At 67.9% G+C, this 19,317-nt stretch carries 18 protein-coding genes and 1 pseudogene; 9 read left to right on the plus strand and 10 right to left on the minus strand.

Annotated elements, in window-relative coordinates:
• Nucleotides 1–256: 256 nt before the first annotated feature.
• Nucleotides 257–1,498 carry an MFS transporter gene (locus A5747_RS10615; protein WP_076123807.1) on the minus strand — a complete coding sequence of 414 codons (1,242 nt, stop codon included), beginning with the start codon at nucleotides 1,496–1,498 and terminating at the stop codon, nucleotides 257–259.
• Between the two features lie 135 nt (nucleotides 1,499–1,633).
• Nucleotides 1,634–1,924 carry a metal-sensitive transcriptional regulator gene (locus tag A5747_RS10620; protein WP_076064840.1) on the minus strand — a complete coding sequence of 97 codons (291 nt, stop codon included), beginning with the start codon at nucleotides 1,922–1,924 and terminating at the stop codon, nucleotides 1,634–1,636.
• Between the two features lie 71 nt (nucleotides 1,925–1,995).
• Here A5747_RS10620 and ilvD point away from each other — a divergent pair, with 71 nt between their 5' ends.
• Nucleotides 1,996–3,696 carry a dihydroxy-acid dehydratase gene (gene ilvD, locus A5747_RS10625; protein ID WP_076123810.1) on the plus strand — a complete coding sequence of 567 codons (1,701 nt, stop codon included), beginning with the start codon at nucleotides 1,996–1,998 and terminating at the stop codon, nucleotides 3,694–3,696.
• A 68-nt stretch (nucleotides 3,697–3,764) separates the two neighbouring features.
• On the opposite strand, the gene A5747_RS10630 is transcribed toward ilvD, so the two are convergent.
• Nucleotides 3,765–4,205, minus strand: a complete 441-nt coding sequence (locus A5747_RS10630; RefSeq protein WP_076123812.1) for an SPW repeat protein — start codon at nucleotides 4,203–4,205, stop codon at nucleotides 3,765–3,767.
• A gap of 160 nt (nucleotides 4,206–4,365) precedes the next feature.
• Between A5747_RS10630 and A5747_RS10635 the strand changes: the two genes are divergently transcribed.
• A complete protein-coding gene (locus A5747_RS10635; protein WP_076123815.1) occupies nucleotides 4,366–5,349 on the plus strand; it encodes a nitronate monooxygenase in 984 nt (327 codons plus the stop codon).
• Between the two features lies 1 nt (nucleotide 5,350).
• Here the strand turns inward: A5747_RS10635 and A5747_RS10640 are convergent, their stop codons facing one another.
• Entirely contained in the window at nucleotides 5,351–6,010 is a 660-nt protein-coding gene (locus A5747_RS10640) for an O-methyltransferase (RefSeq protein WP_076123860.1), read from the minus strand.
• Nucleotides 6,011–6,119: 109 nt separating this feature from the next.
• On the opposite strand from A5747_RS10640, the gene mymT reads away from it, so the two are divergent.
• Nucleotides 6,120–6,281, plus strand: a complete 162-nt coding sequence (gene mymT / locus A5747_RS10645) for a metallothionein MymT (protein ID WP_139329461.1) — start codon at nucleotides 6,120–6,122, stop codon at nucleotides 6,279–6,281.
• A gap of 45 nt (nucleotides 6,282–6,326) precedes the next feature.
• Here the strand turns inward: mymT and A5747_RS10650 are convergent, their stop codons facing one another.
• Genes A5747_RS10650 through A5747_RS10665 form a run of 4 tightly spaced genes read right to left on the minus strand, consistent with a single transcriptional unit; the run spans nucleotide 6,327 to nucleotide 10,591 of the window.
• Nucleotides 6,327–8,468, minus strand: a complete 2,142-nt coding sequence (locus A5747_RS10650; RefSeq protein WP_198938165.1) for a glycoside hydrolase family 3 protein — start codon at nucleotides 8,466–8,468, stop codon at nucleotides 6,327–6,329.
• Nucleotides 8,465–8,971, minus strand: a complete 507-nt coding sequence (locus tag A5747_RS10655) for a TIGR04338 family metallohydrolase (RefSeq protein WP_076123818.1) — start codon at nucleotides 8,969–8,971, stop codon at nucleotides 8,465–8,467. Before A5747_RS10655 ends, A5747_RS10650 begins: the two co-directional genes overlap by 4 nt.
• A complete protein-coding gene (locus A5747_RS10660) occupies nucleotides 8,968–9,717 on the minus strand; it encodes a DUF2786 domain-containing protein (RefSeq protein WP_076123820.1) in 750 nt (249 codons plus the stop codon). The genes A5747_RS10655 and A5747_RS10660 overlap by 4 nt, the downstream gene beginning before the upstream one ends.
• 34 nt (nucleotides 9,718–9,751) lie before the next feature.
• Nucleotides 9,752–10,591 carry an alpha/beta hydrolase gene (locus A5747_RS10665; protein ID WP_076123864.1) on the minus strand — a complete coding sequence of 280 codons (840 nt, stop codon included), beginning with the start codon at nucleotides 10,589–10,591 and terminating at the stop codon, nucleotides 9,752–9,754.
• Here A5747_RS10665 and A5747_RS10670 point away from each other — a divergent pair.
• Both A5747_RS10670 and A5747_RS10675 read left to right on the plus strand, forming a co-directional pair.
• Nucleotides 10,539–11,641 (plus strand): annotated as a pseudogene (locus tag A5747_RS10670) (sigma-70 family RNA polymerase sigma factor). The gene A5747_RS10665 and the pseudogene A5747_RS10670 sit on opposite strands and share 53 nt — an antisense overlap.
• 94 nt (nucleotides 11,642–11,735) lie before the next feature.
• Nucleotides 11,736–13,154 (plus strand): alpha/beta hydrolase domain-containing protein, encoded by a 1,419-nt coding sequence (locus A5747_RS10675; RefSeq protein ID WP_076123825.1) that lies wholly within the window; start codon nucleotides 11,736–11,738, stop codon nucleotides 13,152–13,154.
• Here the strand turns inward: A5747_RS10675 and A5747_RS10680 are convergent.
• Nucleotides 13,146–14,279 (minus strand): dihydrodipicolinate reductase, encoded by a 1,134-nt coding sequence (locus A5747_RS10680; RefSeq protein WP_076123827.1) that lies wholly within the window; start codon nucleotides 14,277–14,279, stop codon nucleotides 13,146–13,148. The two genes, A5747_RS10675 and A5747_RS10680, sit on opposite strands and share 9 nt — an antisense overlap.
• Nucleotides 14,280–14,381: 102 nt before the next feature.
• Between A5747_RS10680 and A5747_RS10685 the strand changes: the two genes are divergently transcribed.
• The 4 genes from A5747_RS10685 (at nucleotide 14,382) to A5747_RS10700 (ending at nucleotide 18,613) form a co-directional block, all read left to right on the plus strand.
• Nucleotides 14,382–15,203 carry a MarR family transcriptional regulator gene (locus A5747_RS10685; protein WP_076123829.1) on the plus strand — a complete coding sequence of 274 codons (822 nt, stop codon included), beginning with the start codon at nucleotides 14,382–14,384 and terminating at the stop codon, nucleotides 15,201–15,203.
• Nucleotides 15,204–15,207: 4 nt separating this feature from the next.
• Entirely contained in the window at nucleotides 15,208–15,933 is a 726-nt protein-coding gene (locus tag A5747_RS10690; RefSeq protein ID WP_076123831.1) for a pirin-like bicupin family protein, read from the plus strand.
• A gap of 36 nt (nucleotides 15,934–15,969) precedes the next feature.
• On the plus strand, nucleotides 15,970–17,424 hold the full coding sequence (locus tag A5747_RS10695; protein ID WP_076123833.1) for a YhgE/Pip domain-containing protein: 1,455 nt from the start codon (nucleotides 15,970–15,972) through the stop codon (nucleotides 17,422–17,424).
• Between the two features lie 79 nt (nucleotides 17,425–17,503).
• Complete coding sequence (locus A5747_RS10700; protein WP_142245522.1) at nucleotides 17,504–18,613, plus strand: phosphodiester glycosidase family protein; 1,110 nt, start codon at nucleotides 17,504–17,506, stop codon at nucleotides 18,611–18,613.
• Here the strand turns inward: A5747_RS10700 and A5747_RS10705 are convergent.
• Nucleotides 18,606–19,307, minus strand: a complete 702-nt coding sequence (locus A5747_RS10705; RefSeq protein WP_076123837.1) for a YoaK family protein — start codon at nucleotides 19,305–19,307, stop codon at nucleotides 18,606–18,608. The genes A5747_RS10700 and A5747_RS10705 overlap by 8 nt on opposite strands.
• Between the last annotated feature and the right edge of the window lie 10 nt (nucleotides 19,308–19,317).

A 19,317-nucleotide genomic window follows, 5' to 3' on the forward strand; every position in this document is an offset into this window, starting at 1 on the left:
GTGTATAAGAGACAGGTCACCAGGATTGGTCCGGGCCAGCGGACGACGAGCGCGCCGACCTTGCGCCAGCGGCGAATCCGGCTGCGTTAAGGGCCGCGAAGAGGCCCCTCCTAGTCGAGCTCGTCGTCCAGCTCGGCATATGCATCCCTCCAGTCAGGTCTGCGACCCAGTGTCGCATAAGGCCGTGCCCAGCTACCTAATCCGCGACCCGACAGGGCCGCCCGGGGACGCAACTCGGGGCCTTTGAGCTGCCGAGTTATGAATCGCGTGAGCTTGCCGGCGGAACATCCAGCATATGCCGGTAGGCCGCGATACCCGCCAGGGCGACACCCATCAGCCCGGCCGAAGCCGTCAGCATCAGCGCGACGCTGCGCTCGTACAACAACCCGCCCGCCAGCGAGCCGGCCATGATGCCGACCTGGAACGCCGTCACATACAGACCCGAGGCGCCGTCGGGGTCGTCGGAGCCGTTGCGCATGGCCGCCGATTGCATCATCGGCGACACCGCGGTGGCCATCGCGCCCCAGAGCACGATCGCGGCGGTTCCGATCACCGCCGTCGCCACCGAGGTCCGGCCGGTGAAGGCCAGCGCAGTGAGCACCACGAACGCGGCGGTCAGCCCGGCCATGCAAAGGATGATTGCGCCCCGGGGCCGGCGATCGGTCGGCCGAGCGGCCAGCGGCACCGACAGCAGCCCCGCGACACCGTACGCGGCCAGCACCCAAGCCAGGCTGGCCCCGCGCACCCCGACGACGTTGCGAATGATCACCACGATGAACGTGTAGGACACGAAGTGGCCGGTCACCGCGACCATCGCGAGCAGGCTCACCGTGATCAACCGCCCGTTGCGGTGATGCCGCGACCGGGGGCCGACGTGGGCGAGCTGGTCCTCGGTGAGCACCATTTCCGACAGCATGATCCGGGCGGCCACCGTCACGATGGCGGCCGCAACCGTCACGCACACCACCGCGAGCCGCCAGCCCCACATCAGGCTCATCGCCGCGGTAAGGGGGCTGCCGACGACCAGCGCCAGGCTCGTTCCGAGATACATCGACGTCGTGGCGCGTCCGGCATGGCTCGGCGGAACCAGCCGGGTGGCGATCGGGGCGATCACCGACCACAGCACGCCGTGGGTGACCGCGCACAGCACCCGCCCGGCGGCCAGCACCGCGAAGTTCGGCGCCAGCGCCGAGATGAGCTGCGACACGGTCAGGCAGGTCAGGCTCATCACCAGGGTTCGCCGCCGCGGCCAGTGCGCGGTCCAGCGCACCAGCGGCACCGTTGTCAGGGCCGCCACCAGGGCGTACCACGTCAGCAGGGTGCCAACCACGACCAGGCTGACCTGCAGATCGCGTGCGATCGCCGAAATCGCGCCGACGGGCAGGATCTCGGCTGTCACATACGTAAAGGCCGCGGCGGCCAACACCGCTAGTTGAGCGGCGATCCGCGGCGTCCACGTTCGCGCACTAGCGGTGGTGGTTCCGGTTTCGGCTGTCATAGCGTCGGCATCGGCCGGACTTCCCGGTGGCTGAGTGGAAATTGCTGGCGCGCTCACAATGCCCTTACCGTACGCACCGCCGCAACGGGTTCATCCCATCTACGGTCTCAACACACGTATCAACACGGTCACCGATTAGGAACGAACAAGGCGCGCGATGGCCGCCGACGCCTCGGCGAGCTTGTCGTCGGCCTCGTTTCCGCCCTCGGAGACAGCGCGGGTCACACAGTGGCTCAGATGCTCGTCGAGCAGATTCAGCGCCACCGAACGCAGGGCGCTGTTGACCGCGCTGATCTGGGTCAGGACGTCGATGCAGTATTTGTCTTCGTCGATCATCCGCGCGATGCCACGCACTTGGCCTTCGATGCGCCGAAGCCGCTTGGCGTAGTTGTCCTTGTCCTGCGAATATCCGTGTACCGTCGTCACCCCTCCGAGTTTATACCCCGACGGGGTATGACCCGCGAATTTGCGGTGGACCAGCCCGGCATACTTGGAAAATGGCCAAAACCCCCGCCGACATCAAACCGCGCAGTCGCGACGTCACCGACGGCCTGGAGAAGGCCGCGGCCCGCGGCATGTTGCGCGCGGTAGGCATGGGAGACGAAGACTTCGCCAAGCCGCAGATCGGGGTCGCGTCGTCCTGGAACGAGATCACGCCGTGCAACCTCTCCCTGGACCGGCTCGCCAAGGCGGTGAAGGAAGGGGTGTTCGCGGCCGGCGGCTACCCGCTGGAGTTCGGGACGATCTCCGTTTCCGACGGCATCTCGATGGGTCACGAGGGCATGCACTTCTCCTTGGTGTCCCGCGAGGTGATCGCGGACAGCGTCGAAACCGTGATGCAGGCCGAGCGACTCGACGGCTCGGTGCTGTTGGCCGGGTGCGACAAATCGCTGCCGGGGATGCTGATGGCCGCCGCCCGACTCGATTTGGCGGCGGTGTTCCTGTACGCGGGCTCCATCCTGCCGGGGGTGGCCAAGCTGTCCGACGGCAGCGAGCGCGAGGTCACGATCATCGACGCGTTCGAGGCGGTGGGGGCGTGTGCCCGCGGGCTGATGCCCCGGGAGGACGTCGACGCCATCGAGCGGGCGATCTGCCCCGGCGAGGGGGCCTGCGGCGGCATGTACACCGCCAACACCATGGCCAGCGCGGCCGAAGCGCTGGGCATGTCGCTGCCCGGCAGCGCGGCGCCGCCGGCGACCGACCGTCGTCGCGACGGCTTCGCGCGCCGCAGCGGGCAGGCAGTCATCGAGCTGCTGCGGCGCGGCATCACCGCCCGCGACATCCTCACCAAGGAGGCGTTCGAGAACGCGATCGCGGTGGTGATGGCGTTCGGCGGCTCGACCAACGCGGTGCTGCACCTGCTGGCCATCGCCCACGAGGCCGACGTCGAGCTGTCCCTCGACGACTTCAGCCGGATCGGGTCCAAGGTGCCGCACCTGGCCGACGTCAAGCCGTTCGGCCGGCATGTGATGTCGCACGTCGACCACATCGGCGGCGTCCCGGTCATGATGAAGGCCTTGCTCGACGCGGGCCTGCTGCACGGCGACTGCCTGACGGTGACCGGCCAGACGGTGGCCGAGAACCTCGCCGCCATCGACCCGCCCGACCCGGACGGCAAGGTGCTGCGCGCGATGAGCGACCCGATCCACCCGACCGGCGGGATCACCATCCTGCGCGGGTCGCTGGCGCCCGAGGGCGCGGTGGTCAAGTCGGCCGGTTTCGACTCCGACGTGTTCGAGGGCACCGCAAGGGTTTTCGACGGCGAGCGGGCCGCACTGGACGCGCTTGAGGACGGCACCATCACCAAGGGCGACGCGGTGGTGATCCGCTATGAGGGCCCCAAGGGCGGTCCCGGGATGCGCGAGATGCTGGCTATCACCGGCGCGATCAAGGGTGCCGGCCTCGGCAAAGACGTTCTGCTGCTTACCGATGGCCGGTTCTCCGGCGGGACCACCGGGCTGTGCGTGGGCCACGTTGCCCCAGAGGCGGTCGACGGCGGGCCCATCGCCTTCCTGCGCGACGGCGACCGGATCCGGCTCGACGTGGCCGGCCAGACGTTGGACGTGCTGGCCGACGCGGCCGAATTCGACGCTCGGCGAAAGGATTTCACTCCTCCGCCGCCGCGCTACAAGACCGGCGTGCTGGCCAAATACGTCAAGCTCGTCGGGTCGGCCGCCATCGGCGCAGTCTGCGGCTAGCCCTGCCCGGGCCGGGATTAGCCGGCCAGGCAGGGCGAATTGCCGCCTGGCTCAACGGACGTGGACGGCTATGCGCGTGTGACCTCGGCGCGCGTGCGCGTGCCGAAGTACGTCGCGTTGAGGCCCAGGAAGGTCAACAACGCGCCACCGACCACGTTCGACCAGATCATGCCGGCGGTGGGCGAGAAGCCCGGCAGGACCCACAGCGACACGATGACCCACACGCCGAGCACCGGCAGCGTCCAGGTCATTCCGTGCGCACGGTCGAGTGCCGATGCGAACCCGTACGCCAAGAACGCGACCGCGATCCCGGCGATGAGGTCGCACATCGCAAGCGATCTCGTTTCGCTGAATCCGATGATCCACGGCGACACAGCCACATACAGACCGGTCAGCAGGGCCAGGCCGAAGGTGACATGCGCACTCATCGACTCGGCAACGCGTTCGTAGCGCGCCCGTAGAGCCAACAGGTCCGGGTGGTGATCGATTGATGAATGGACTGTACTCATTTTGTGACCTTTCTGTTATGCAGCAAGCCTTTTGAGCTCGCTGCAACCCATCCATCTGTTGTCAAGATTACGCTCGATCGCCGGAGGCCAGCAACGAAAACCAGCCCGCCAACGGGCCGGCTCACGGGCCGAATTCCCCGGCCGCGTAGCGTCGTATGGCATGGACATCGCTGACCGGTTGCGGCTCGACGTTCCGATAGGACAAGCGGGAATGGGCGGCGGACTCGCCGGTGCGGCGCTGGCGGCCGCGGTCGCCAACGCGGGTGCGCTGGGAACGCTTGGCATCGTGACACCGCGCCAATTGCGCACGTGTATAAGCGAAGTGCGCGAGCGGGCGCCGGACCGCGCCGTCGCGGTCAACCTGTTGATGCCGTTCGTCCGTCGCCACCACGTCCAGGTCTGCGTGGACGCCGGCGTGGACGCCGTCGTGCTGGCGTTCGGTGAAAAACGTGGCCTGGTAGCGCACTTCCGCGATGCCGGTGTCTTCGTGTTCGTCATGGTCGGCACCGCGGCGCAGGCGCGCGCCGCCGTCGGCTGGGGCGCCGACGGCCTGATCGCCCAGGGACGTGAGGCGGGTGGCCATCTCGTCGGGACCGTGCGCGCCCTGGACTTCCTGCCCGAAGCGCTCGCGGCGGCCGCCGGTCGCCCGGTGTTTCTGGCCGGCGGCATCGCCACCGGCGCCGATACCAGCGCCGCACTGAAGGCCGGCGCCAGCGGTGTCATCGCCGGTACGCGGTTCCTGTTGACCCACGAGGCCAACGCCAACCGCGAGTACCAGCGGCGAATCATGCACGCGGACAACACCATCGAAACGGACCTATTCGGCATCAGCTGGCCGCTGCGGCACCGCGTGGTGCCCAACGAGGCGACACGGCGTTGGTGCGGCGACGACGGCAAGGCCAGGGCGCTCCCGGCCGCCCTCAATGCGGCGAGCCGCCCCCTGGCCGCCCTGGGTTATTTCGACGCGGGCCCGTTGATGCGTCTGCAGTCGCCGGCACGCCCGTTCTTCACCCCACTGGCACCGTTGGCGGGGATGCCCGATTCGTGGGTGGACCACGCGGCACTGTATGCGGGTGAAACGGCCCTGCGGATCGGCGAAATCACTTCTGCCGACCAGGCGGTCAAGGATTTGTGTCCGCGCTGACCTAGCGCACCGAAGCGAACGCGAAACCGTCCCACTGCTTGGCCCCGACCGTCTGGATCACCGCCGTGTCCAGCCGCGGGTGCTGGCCCATCAGCTGCAGCGCCTGCCGGGTCGCCGAGACTCTGGCGTCATCGGATTTCGGATCCAGGATCTGCCCCTCGCGAATGACGTTGTCCAGCACGATAACTGAACCGGGGCGAGCCAGCCGGACCGCCCACTCCACATACGCGACGTTGTTCTCCTTGTCGGCGTCAATGAACACCAGGTCGAAGGGGCCACCGGTCAGCATCGGCAACGTGTCCAGCGCGGCGCCCATTATCACCTCCACGCGGTCGGCGACCCCGGCCCGCTGCAGGTTGGCCTTCGCGACCTCGGCGTGCTTGGGTTCGTACTCCAGCGTCACGACCCGGCCTTCGGGACCCGCGCCGCGCGCCAGCCAGATGGTGCTGAAGCCGCCCAGCGTGCCGATCTCGAGGATGCGGCGCGCCCCGATGGCACCGGCCAGCAGGCACAGGAATTTGCCCTGCTGCACCGATACGGCGATCGAAGGCAGCCCGGCCGCGTCGCTGGACTCCAAAGCCGCGGCCAGGGCCGGGTCTTCACCGACCACGGTGCTGTCCAGAAACGCGTCGACGGCCTGCGGGGTGGGTTTCTCGGTCATGTCGACCACGCTAGCCCGCAGCATTTAATGCCGCAGCCTCTTTACGGCATACGGGTAGGGGGTATATGGTGGTGTCGTGGTTGATCCACACCACGCGAGTCAACGACAGATAAGGGTGATTCACATGGCGAACTACGAAGCAGGAACCTTGTTGAGCTGTGGGCATGAAGGCTGCGGATGTCGCGTTCGCATCGAGGTCCCATGCCACTGCTCCGGCGCGGGTGAGGCATACCGGTGCACCTGCGGGGACGAGCTGACCCCCGTAGAGTAACGCCGGGCCCCCGGTCGTGCGTTCGGACGTCGACGCTTGCAGCCGTCAGCGTCCGAACGTACGGCAGGCCAGCTCGACCTCGGCGGTCAGCCGTGGCGCGACCGCCGAAGCACCCACCGCCACCGAGTAGGCACCCGCCTCGATGCGCCAGGCTCCGGCCCCTCCATCGGCGGAGCCGTCGTACCGCGCCAGCAGGCGTGGATCGGCCTCGATCCGCGTCCGGCACGTCGCGGCGGGCGCCAACTCGATCCGCTGGAATCCCAGCAATCGCAGACACGGCGCGCCCGCCGCCGCGGTCAGATACAGCTGGGGAACATCGGCGCCGGCGCGATCCCCCGCATTGACCACGCTGAAGGTCGCGCTGACCGTCTCGCCGCCGGTCACCACCAGGTCGTGGTACTCAAACCTGGTGTAGGACAAGCCATGACCGAACGCGAACATCGGCGCCCGTTGAGTTCTCGCGAACCAGCGGTAGCCGACATCCGCCCCTTCGACGTAGTCGATGGTGGTCGGTGTGCCCGGCGGCGCGCCGAGATCGCGCAGTTCGGGTCGCGGCGTCTGGCCGAGATCGACCGGGAAGGTGATGGGCAATCGGCCCGACGGATTCACCCGCCCGGCAACAATTTCCGCGATCGCCTGCCCACCGGCCTGGCCCGGATACCAGGCCTGCACAATGGCATTCACCGCGTCGCGCCAGGGCATGGTCACCGGGTTGCCGGTCTCCAGCACCACGACGGTGTTCGGGTTGGCGGCCGCCACGGCGGCGATCACCGCGTCCTGCCCCCAGGGCAGCGACAGATCGGCGACGTCGAAGCCCTCCCCCTCGGCGCGGATCGCGAAGACGATCGCGATGTCGGCCCGCCGCGCGGCCAGCGCCGCTTCCGCCGGGCTGATCCCGGGATCAAACTCGAACTGCGCGTTGGGGAATTGCTTCCTCAGCTCGTCCAGCGGGCTCGACGGCAGCAGGTACAGGTTGCGCAGGCCGGCCTCCAGCCCGTGGCCGCCGATCGGGATCACCTTCGCATAGCCACCCGGCGGGACGACGGCGCTCGACCCGTAGCCGGCGGGCACGCCAACCTGCGCGTAGCCGCCGATGACGACGACCCGCGCGGCCGACTCGGGGTCCACCGGCAGCACCCCGCGGTTGGTCAGCAGCACGATGCCCTGCCGCGCGATCTGCAACGCAATCTCGTTGTGCGCGGCCATATCCGGTTCCGGGCCGGACTCGCGGCGGTCGATTCCGACGGCGAACATCGAGCGCAGGATCCGCCGGACCATGTCCGACAGGCGCTCCTTGGGTAGCCGTCCGTCGGCGTAGGCGGCGCGCAGGTCGCCGCCGAACGACTCCGACTGCCACAGCAACGCATCGATCTGCGCGCCGCACTCCTGGTCGAGGCCGGCCAGCGCGCATTCCCAGCTCGGCGTCGCGCCCCAGTCGGACATGACCCAACCGCGATAGCCCCACGCGCCCTTCAGCGCGTCGTTGATCAACGTGTGGTTCGCGGCGGCATAGTCGCCGTTGACCTTGTTGTAGGCCGTCATCACGGCACCGGGTTGCGAACGCTCGATGGCGATCTCGAAGGCCAGCAGGTCCGATTCGCGATGCGCGTCGGGATCGATGACCGCGTTCAGCCAGTGTCGATTGGTCTCGTTGCAGTTCAGCGAGTAGTGCTTGGTCGTCGAGATGACGCCCTGTTGCTGAATCCCGTTGATGGACTCCGCCGCCATCGCGGCGCTCAAAAGCGGGTCCTCGGAAAGGTATTCGAAGTTACGGCCATTGCGCGGATCGCGCGCCAGGTTGATCGCGCCCGCCAATTGCACGTTGAATCCGCGGCTGCGCGCCTCCCGACCGATCATGTCGCCCGACGTGCGGGCGAGCGACGGGTCGAAGCTTGCGGCCAGCGCCTGCCCGGACGGCAGCGCGGTGGCCGTGTCCCCCGGGCGATATCCGGGGTTGGTCACGCCGAGGCCGGCGTCGCTCATACGCAGCGCCGGGACACCGAGCCGGTCGACGCCGGGCACATACCCGGCGCTCATCGGCACGTCGGGCGGGATGCGCTCGTCGCGCAGGGGCCACAGTTCGCCCGCCCCCATCACACCGACGATCAGCGCGAACCGCTCGTCGTCGGTCAGCTGCGCCTCGACTTCGCGCGCCCGGGCGTCCGCGTCGTCGCCGAACGAGCTCACCGCGCACCCTCTTTGGCGTACACGACGCGCAGCACGTGCCCGAGTTCGGGCCCCATCACCAGTTCGGTCAGCGTGCAGATCGTCGCGACGTACTCCGGGCCATGCGGCGGCTGCGCCTGGCACAGGTGGTGCGCCACTTCGTGCAGCACGACCAGCTCGCGCAGCGCCCAGTCGGCGGTGTCACGGTCGGGGACCGCGATAACGCCTGCGCCGTCGTGGTTTTCGTAGTGCGCCGCGGTGGCCGCCCGCCGCGTCCGTACCCGCAGCGGCGACACCCCGGGCCAGCGTTGGCGCACCGACGGTAACGCAAGCACCTCGTCAACATAGCGCTGCACGGACGTGACCGACCCGAAACGCGCTTCGGGAGGCAGCGTCAACTGCGTGCCGAAGAACTCGACAACCGACGATCCGTGCTCGGCGGCGCGGTCGAACAACGTGCGGACGAACTCCTCAGCCGCGTAAACCTTCGAGCGCTGGGAATCGCGTGGCGAATCCTCAGTCACCGGCGCAGGGCGGAGCGCGCCCCGGGCAGTTCGGGGCTGTTGCCGAGCCGTGCTCGCCGCCCGGCCCGATCACCGGCGCGCCGCGCCTTGGACGAATACCCGGCCGAAGCCCGGGTGGCTTGCCAGGTGCCGCGCGCCTTCGACGCGCTGCGATAGTAGTCGTGCAGCTCAAGTTCCTTGTCGCGCAAGGCGATAGCGGTGCCCGGTGGCCGGCGACGGTCCTTGGTGGCTTCGCGCTGGGTCTCGTCGCGGGCCTCGGACAGCCGCTGCCCCACCCGGGCGCCGAAGGCCAACTGGAAGTTGAGCCGGGCGGTGATCGTCGGTGTCGGCCGGTGCGCGCCCGACGCGAGGTAGGCGTCCGATGCCCGCACCATCTGGACGACCAGGCTGGCATACAGGGCGTGGGTCGCGTCGATGTCCTCGGCGAACCCGTATGCGTAGACGAACGTCGAATTGGACGCCACATCGCAGCGCACGTCGTTGGCCGCCGCGATCACCACGAATAGCTGCACATACGTCCGCAGTCCCCGGCTGCCGGCGGTCCCGATGGTGATGGTCCGCTGCGTCGGGGTCTGTGCGGCAGTTCGGTTGGACGAATGGGACCGCGCCACCGCCAAATCGATGGACGTCGCCGTCGCCAGGCGTTGCGCTGCGCTCATGAATGCATCGGCCTCGTGGGGGTTGTCGGTACCCTCGGCCTGACGCAGCAGGGCGGCGATCCGCGCCAGCATCTTGTCGTCAGTCATAGCGTCAAACTAACGGACCGATCCGACACGTCGCTTACAGCCGTTCGGTGATCCAGGAGACCACGTCCTCGAGGACCTGGTCACGCTCGGGCTCGTTGAAGACCTCGTGGTACAGGCCGGGATAGACCTTCAGCGTGACGTCGGTGGAGCCCACGCATTCGATCAGGCGGCGGCTGCCCGCGACGGGAATCAGCCGGTCGTCGGAGCCGTGCACCACCAGCAGCGGTGCGGTCAGCGCGGGCGCCCGCCGCGGCATGGTCTCGCCGACCTGCAGCAGCGCACGCCCGATTCCGGTGGGGACCTTGCCGTGGTACACCAGCGGGTCGGCGTTGTAGGCCGCCACCACAGCAGGGTCCCGGGAGATCGCGTTGACGTCGAGATCCTGCACCGGAAGGCCGGGCGCGACGACGCCCAGGACTTTGGCGGCGATCGCCATCAGCGGGTTCACCTGCTCCTGGGCGGCCACCGCCGGACCCGACAAAACCATCAGGTCGTAGTTGTCCGGGCGTTCGACGCCGTAGGCAAAGACGATCCCGCCGCCCATGCTGTGCCCTAACACGACGCACTTGAGGCCGTGGTGTTCGCGGGTGGCAATGCCGACCAGGGTGTCGAAGTCGGCCGTGTACTCGGAGATGTCACGCACCAGCACCCGCTTGCCGCCGGAGCGGCCATGGCCCCGATGATCCAGCGCATACGTGACCAGCCCGGCGCGGCCGAAGCACTGCGCGACGTGGTCGTAGCGGCGGGCGTACTCGCCGAGACCGTGCGAGAGCACGACCACGGCACGCGGCGCGGTGTCCGGCATCCAGACGTCGTAGACGATGCGCACGCCGCCCAGGCCGTCGAAACTTCGTTCGCTGCGGGTCGTACTCATCATGTGGCAGCGTAGTGGCCACCTCGCCAGGATGCGTCGGAGGCTCTGCGTACGCTCGAAGTCGTGACTGTGCTCGCGGAAAACCCTCAGAGCGAGCCCGGCGGGGATTTCTCGGCCCATGCCGAGCCGTACCGGCGTGAACTGCTCGCACACTGCTATCGGATGACCGGGTCCGTGCACGACGCGGAGGACTTGGTGCAGGAGACGTTCCTGCGGGCCTGGAAGGCCTACGACCGCTTCGAGGGCAAGTCGTCGATACGAACCTGGCTGCATCGCATCGCCACCAACACCTGCCTGACCGCGCTGGAGGGCCGGCAGCGCCGGCCGTTGCCGACCGGGCTCGGGAGCCCCAGCTCGGACCCGGGGGCGGAGCTGGTGGAGCGCCGTGAGGTGCCCTGGCTGGAGCCGCTACCGGACCCGACGGACGAACCCGCCGACCCTTCGGTCATCGTCGAGTCCCGGGAATCGGTGCGGTTGGCGTTCGTCGCTGCGCTGCAGCACCTCTCACCCCGGCAGCGGGCGGTGCTGCTGCTGCGCGACGTGCTGCAGTGGAAGTCCGCCGAGGTAGCCGACGCGATCGGTACCACCACGATCGCCGTCAACAGCCTGCTGCAGCGGGCCCGCTCGCAGATGGAGGCCGTCGGTCCCAGCTCCGGTGACCGGTTGGACGTGCCGGAATCGCCGGAGGCGCAGGACCTGCTGGCCCGCTACATCGCGGCCTTCGAGGCCTACGACATCGATCGGTTGGTGGAGCTGTTCACCGCCGAGGCGGTCTGGGAGATGCCACCATTCACGGGTTGGTACCAAGGCGCGCGCGACATCATCACCCTCATTCACCAGCAGTGCCCCGCGGAATCCGCCGGCGACATGCGCATGATCGGCTTGACCGCCAACGGCCAGCCCGCCGCCGCGATGTACATGCGCGACGGCGATGTGCACCTGCCCTTTCAGCTGCACGTGCTCGATGTGCGCGACGACCGGGTCGCGCACGTGGTCGCCTTCCTCGACGAGGCGTTGTTCGCGAAGTTCGGGTTGCCCGCCTCGCTATGAGGCTGCGCGCCTCGAGCGTGACGCTACAGTCACATTCGAAGCCCAGCGTGACTGCAGCGTCACGTTCGGCGCCGAGGTCGGGAAGGTGTGGCACATGACGGATTCCCCGCAGGCGATACCGATACCAGGTCAGCCGCTGCTGCTGCTGGGCGCCTTCGACATTGGCAGCGTGGGCTATGCGGCCGAGGAATTCTTCATCTCCGGAACGGCGACGTCCTACGCCCCCGAAGCAGCGCTGAGCCCCGACGGCCGATGGAGCGTAAACCCTTCCGGCACTGCCGATTACACCACTCGCGCGGTTCTCTTGACGCCGACGGACCCGGCGCGGTTCAACGGGACGGTGCTCGTCGAATGGCTCAACGTGAGCGGCGGCATCGACGCTCCGGCCGTGTGGATGATGGCGCATCGCGAGATACTTCGCTCGGGCTACGCCTACGTTGCGGTGTCGGCCCAGCGGGTGGGCGTGGACGGCGGCGAGAGCCTGCTCGGCTTCGACATGTCGCTGAAGACCCAGGACCCGACGCGGTATGCAGCCCTGAGCCACCCGGGGGACGCGTTCGCCTACGACATCTTTTCCCAAACCGGTAAATTCGCCAGGGACATCCTGCCCGGGGTGCAACACGTAGTCGCGGTGGGCGAGTCCCAATCCGCGATGTTCCTCACGACCTACGTCAACGCCGTCGATCCGCTCGCCCGAGCCTACGACGGGTTCCTGGTGCATTCCCGATTCGGTTCTGCCGCACCGCTTGACGGCATTTCCATCTTCGACGAATCGCAGACCGGTGTACCGGAGGCCGTTCGGTTCCGTCCGGACCTGCGCGTCCCGCTCGTCACGATCATCACCGAAACCGACCTCTTGGGCCCGGTGCGGTACGGCTACTACTTCGCCCGGCAACCCGACAGCGAATGGCTGCGGGTCTGGGAGATCCCCGGGGCCGCTCATGCCGACAACTACACGATCCAGGTGGCGCCAATCGACAGCGGCTCGGCGGCGCTCGACGACATCGTGGCGGCCTACGCGCCGACCAACATGCTGATGGGTCAGCGACTCGGGCACTGCATCAACTTTGCGCCGCAACACCACTACGTGGTGCAGGCCGCGCTCGCGGCCCTGAACACATGGGTCCGCACCGGCGAGCCGGCACCCACCGCCACACCCATCGCCGTGCGCGAAACCGACCAGCCCCAGCCGATTCTGGACGCCAACGGCCTCGCCCGCGATGGCATCAGGACGCCCTGGGTGGACGTGCCGATCGCGCGAACCTCCGGCATGGGCGTCTCAGGCGTTTCGGAGCTCGACCCGTCAAGCATCATGACGGCGATCTTCGGCTCGGGCGAACGCTTCGACGACGCCACCGTGCGCCGGCTCTACCCGGGCGGGCCCGGGGAATACCTCGAACGGTTCACCGCCGCACTGGATTCGGCGATCCAATCCGGGTTCATCCTGGCGGCGGATCGCGCCGAGATTCTCGAGCTCGCCGACGCGACGTATCCGCGGGACCGCTCAGAATAGGCGGCTGTCCGGTGGCGGCCCCTGCACCGGGCGCATCAGCCCGGCCCCGGTGATCAGCGGCAGGTCCAGCGCCGACAGCAGCCCGGGTGCGGCGGCGCACACCGCGGGGATCGCGTTGACCATGCGCGACGCGCCCGCGATGCGCGCGCCCAAGTCGTGGTCGTGGTCCTCGGCCATCTCGAATTCGCACCGCATGCTCGGCGAGCCCTCGATCTCGACGCGGTAAAGCCCACGCCCGGAAGCCAATCCGTAGCCGAGGTCCTTGGGCTCGATGGAGATGTTGGGTTGCGGCCAGCCCGGTGCGATGTCGTCGCGCATCCGGGTGACGTGGTCGATGACAAACGTCGGCTTGTCACCCACGTAACCGGTCAGCGTCGAGCGCATCGCCGCGATGGTACCGGCCGCGATGTGCCCGGTGGGCGTGTCGAAGGCCTCGGCGGCAGGCAGGCGTTCGTTGCTCTCCTCGATGTTGTCGATCTTGGCTCCCAGCCCCGCCGCGAGCTGGTGCAGCACCGGGCCCCAGCCGAAGGTGAACACCCCGGGCGTGGCCGCGAACGCGGCGAATTCGGGCGGCTTGCCGAAGCCGAGGATCTCATACACCGCGGCCTTGTCGGGGTAGGTGGCGTAGTTGAACATCTCCGTCACCCGTACCGACTCGATCACCCGGGATACGCCCGTAAGGACCAGCGGCAGAACATCATTGGCGAACCCCGAGTCGATTCCCGTGGTGAAGAACGACACGCCGCCCTCCAGCGCGGCCCGTCGCAGCGGCTCCGTGAAGGCGCCGTCGACAGCGTCGGGGAACACCAGCGGCACCACCGAACACGACACCACGTTCTTGCCGGCTCGCAGGATCGACACCATGTCCTCGACGGCCTCCAGCGGCCGCAGGTTGGCGCCGGCCGCGTAGACCACCACGTCGGCGTTCCCGGCCAGCATCGGCGCCGGGTCCTGGGTGGCCACCACCCCGACCGGTGCGACGCCGCAGAGTTCGCCCGCGTCGCGGCCCGCCTTGGCGGCGCTGTGGACGACGACGTCGACCAGTTCGAGCGCGGGGTGATCGATGACGCCGCGCAGGGCGATCACGCCCATCGAACCCGGACCCCAGACGCCTACCTTGAACACACTATCTCCTAATATTAGGGTGATCACGGCTAAATTTAGGACAAATCTAAGGAGGCTGCCCTGGCTGCGTCAACCGTCAAATCGCCGCCAACCAGTCGGGTGATGGACGTGCTTGCCACGCTTGCGGATTCACCCGCGGGGCGGACCTCGGCCGAGGTGGCGAAGAGCTGCGGGATCAGCACCTCGACGTGCGCGCTCGTGTTGGCGGAGCTGGAGCGGGGAGCGTGGGTGACGCGGCGCGAGGACCGTCGCTTCTTTTTGGGCAGCGGATTGTTCGCGCTAGTCCATGGGCTAAGGTCGCAGTTCCCGCTGCTGGACCGCGGGCGCGAGGCGCTGTCGTTCCTGCACGACACCCTCCGCGCCGGCTGCTCGATGTCGAAGATCGGCGAGAAGCACCTGACCACCGTCGACGCCGTCGGGCACGCCACCGACGGCGAGCATGCCGTCGGCCAGCGCTTCCCCATCGACCCCCCGTTCGGACTGGTCGCGATGGCCTGGCGCGACGACGATTCCGTCCGGGCCTGGCTGCACCGGGTGACGCCACGGCTGACCCGCGCGGAGATCGCCGACCATCAGCGGGTGCTGGCCGATATCCGGGCCCGCGGCTACGGCGCGTGGCGGTTCGACGACACCCACCGATCGCTGCACGACCGGCTGGCCGCGGCGCTGGCGTCGCTGGAGCCGACGGCACAGGTGGCCCGGCGGTTGACCACGCTGATGACGATGGTGACGCTGCAGTCGGTCACCGCTGTCCTCGAAACTGAGTTGGCCGCAACGGAATTCGTTGTGCTGCCGATTTTCGGCCCGGATGGCCAGCCGGGGTACCAAATCGAGATTCACCTGGGCCGCCCGGCCGGGCTGTCGCTGCCCGAGCTGGACGACGCGCTGCGGCACGCGCAAGGGCTGCTCTCCCCACTAGGCTGAGGACATGCCCGCCAATTCCGAGATTCGGCGTGCGGCCGATCGGGCCGTCACCACGACGTCGTGGCTGAGGTCGAGGCATTCGTTCTCGTTCGGTGACCATTACGACCCCGCAAACACCCACCACGGGCTGCTCTTGGTGAACAACGACGACATCGTGGAGCCCGGAAGCGGATTCGACACCCACCCGCACCGCGACATGGAGATCGTGACGTGGGTGCTGCAAGGTGAACTGACACACCAGGATTCGGCCGGAAACCGCGGAGTGATCTATCCCGGCCTGGCCCAACGCATGTCGGCCGGTAGCGGAATCTTGCATTCGGAAAAGAACGAGTCATCAACGGATCCCGTGCATTTCGTGCAGATGTGGGTGATCCCCGACGAGACCGGCATCTCCCCCAGCTACCAACAGCACGAGGTGGACCCCGAACTGCTGGACGGCGGGCTTGTGACCATCGCCTCAGGCATACCCGGTCATGAGGCGGCCATCACGCTGCACAACCGCAACGCCGCGCTGCATTGCGCGCGCCTGCAACCCGGCGACTCTGTGAACGTTCCGCGAGCCCCCTACCTGCATCTCTTCGTGCCGCGCGGGCAGGCCAGCGTGGAAGGTATCGGAGGACTCGAAGCGGGCGACGCGATCCGGTTCACCGACGCCGACGGTCAGCGGCTGACCGCGGGCGAGCCGACGGAACTGCTCATTTGGGAGATGCATGCCGGTCTGGGGGGTTGAGACGACATAGAGTGGGCACGACAGACAGGAGCCCGCATGTCTCAATCGCAGCCGCGACACGCGGCGCCGAATCCCAAGCGAAACATAAAAGCGCTACGGACCGTGCGGTTCTGGGCGCTGCCGATCGTCGTCACGCTGGCCCTCATGTCGGCGCTGTGTGCCCTGTATTTGGGCGGGATACTCAATCCGACGACCAACCTGAAGCATTTCCCCATCGCCGTGGTGAACGAGGACGCCGGGCCGGCGGGCAAGCAGATCGTCGACGGTCTGGTCGCCGGCTTGGACAAGGACAAGTTCGACATCCGCGTCGTCACTCACGACGAGGCCCGGCGCATGCTGGACCGGGCCCAGGTGTACGGCGAGGCGGTGATACCGCCGACCTTTTCGTCGAGGCTGCGGGACTACGGGGCGAGCGCGGTCACGACCGGCCGGTCCGAGCGGCCGGTGATCTCGATATCGACCAACCCGCGGGCGGGCACGCTGGGCTCCAGCATCGCCGGGCAGACCCTCGCCCAGGCGATGGCCGTGGTCAATAGCAAGGTGGGCCAACGACTTTCCGCCGACGTGGCTGCCCAAACCGGCGGGGCGCCGATGGCGGGCGCGGCGGTGGTGGGGCTCGCCAGTCCGATCGACATCAAGTCCGGCGTGTACAACCCACTTCCGAACGGAACCGGCAACGGACTGTCGGCCTTCTACTACGCGCTGTTGCTGCTGCTCGCGGGATTCACCGGCAGCATCGTCGTCAGCACACTAGTGGACTCGCTGCTGGGCTACGTACCGGCCGAATGGGGCCCGGTGTACCGATTTGCCGAGCAGGCCAACATCTCTCGATTCCGCACGCTGTTGGTCAAGTGGGGAATCATGGCGATCCTGGCCCTGCTCACGTCGGCTGTCTACCTCGCGATCGCGCACGGCCTCGGGATGCCGATCCCGCTCGGCTGGCAGCTGTGGCTGTACGGGGTGTTCGCGATCGTCGCGGTGGGCGTCACGTCGAGTTCTCTGATTGCCGTGCTGGGCTCGATGGGCCTGCTGTTTTCGATGTTGATCTTCGTGATATTGGGCTTACCGTCGGCGGGCGCCACCGTCCCGCTGGAGGCGGTGCCCCCGTTCTTCCGTTGGCTTGCCGAATTCGAGCCGATGCACCAGGTGTTCCTCGGCGTGCGGTCGCTGGTGTACCTGGGTGGCCACGGGGATGCCGGTCTGTCGCAGGCGTTGCTGATGACCTCCGTCGGTCTGGCCATCGGGTTGTTGGTCGGCGGCATCATCACGCACCTGTACGACCGCAAGGGCTTTCACCGGATTCCCGGGGCCGTCGAGCTCGCGATAGCCGCGGAACATCAAGCCCAGCATCAGGCGCGCACAAGCAAGGAAGGCGCGCGCTCAACCCAGCCCGCGCCCGAGCCCGAGACCGCAGCCGGCGGGGAGCAGCCGGAGGCCGCGCCCGACGACGAACAGCAGCCCGCGCACGAAAGCCCAAGCGAGCAAACGTAATTCCAGCGCGCTCCAAGCGTCACACGATTGTTATTTAAGTTGACAGTGAGGCCTGTGTGGCAGATGCTGTGCATGTTGCATTCTCACTCGGGCCGAAAGGGCTACCGTGCTGACCCGCCCCCCAGGTTGGCGCCGACTGGCCGCCTGCTGCACTGCCGTGCTCGCGTGCGTGACGCTGGCGAGCACCACGGGCCAGCCCGTCGCGCGCGCCGCGGACGGCCGGGAGATGCTGGCCAGCGCCATCAGCACCACCCAGGGCTCCTACCTGGTGTACAACTTCGGCCCCGGTCATCCCACGCCGATGCTCAACGCCGGCGGTGGCTGGTACGAGATGAACAACGGCGGCCACCTGATGATCATCAAGAACGCGGCCGGGCGGCTTGCCCCGCATCTGTTGGTGGACAGCCACCAAGGTGACCAGGCGCGCTGCGAAAGCAATCCCGGGGCCCGAACCTCCGAGGGACTCTGGCAGGCCTCGGAGATCTACCCGCCGCTGCAGGCGTGGCAGCGGATGGGACAACCGACGATCGCAATCAACGCCAACTTCTTCGACGTGCGCCCGCAGAAGGGCGGCTCCTGGCGGCAGACCGGCTGCAGTTCACCGCTGGGTGCGTTCGTGGACAACACGAACGGCCAGGGCCGCGCCAACCAGGCGGTCACCGGCACCGTCGCCTATCCCGGCAAGCAAGGCCTTTCGGGCGGCGGCGAGAGCTGGAGCGCGCTGACGACGATGATCCTGCCGTCGGGTGCGGCGCCGTACGTGGTGTGGCCGAAGGGCAAGAACGACTACGACTCCGCCACCCCGGTGATCCAGGACCTGCTCAACAAGAACGCGAGGTTCGTCGCGGTGTCCGGCATCGGGCTGCTGGCGCCGGGCAACACCGGGCAGCTCCACGACGGAGGTCCGAGCGCGGCGCGTACGGCCCTTGCCTACGCGAAGCAAAAGGACGAGATGTACATCTTCGAAGGCGGCAGCTACACACCGGACAACATCCAGGACCTGTTCCGCGGCCTCGGCAGCGACACGGCCGTCCTGCTCGACGGCGGTGGGTCCTCGGCCATTGTGCTGCGCCGCGAAACCGGCGGCATGTGGGCGGGCGCCGGGTCACCGCGGGGCTCGTGCGACACCCGGCAGGTGCTGTGCGACTCGCACGAGCGCGGCCTGCCGAGCTGGCTGGCATTCAATTAGCTTCGGCCGCAGCACTTTTGGTGGCATTCGGCCCGAATCGGAAGATCAGCAGGCTTGCCGCCACCACCGCTGCGGTGACCCCGAACACCGGAGCGACGACGAACCGCGACATCGTCGCGCCGGCAAAAGCGCCGGCACACATCGTGAAAACGACGCTGAACCGCAGCTTTTCGCGGGCACCGGTGCCGCCGGCGAGACGGCTGTCTAGGCCGAGGCTGACGATCGTCGAGGTCAACACCGTGGTGGAAAGTTCTTGGATCCCGAACTGGCGGGCACTCGAGTGCTGCAGGCCGAACGTCACCGCGAGCGCGCCGATCAGGATCAGCTTGGTGTTGTCGTGATAGCGCAGCACTCCCGTCCCGCCCAGGATCGACAGCGCGATCAACAACACGATCTCCGCCGCCAACACCGTGGTGATCCACGACCGGGTGCGCTCGCCGAAGTGCCGTGCCAACCGGCCGCTGAGGATGGTGGTGCAGACGAAGGTGGGCAGCGCCACCACGACCGCGGTCAGGTCGATGCTGGTTTTCGGCGCGAGCCAGAAGCCAAGGAAGATCACGTTTCCGGTCATATTCGCGACGAACACGTGACCGAGCGCCAGGATGCTGATCGAGTCGGCCAAGCCGGTGGCGAAGGTCAGCAACAACAACGCCGCAACGGTCGATCGCTCCGATACCGGCGAAGTAACGGCCATGGGATGCAGG

This window comes from Mycobacterium sp. IS-836 (assembly GCF_001954275.1).
In the GTDB taxonomy this organism is placed as follows: domain Bacteria; phylum Actinomycetota; class Actinomycetes; order Mycobacteriales; family Mycobacteriaceae; genus Mycobacterium.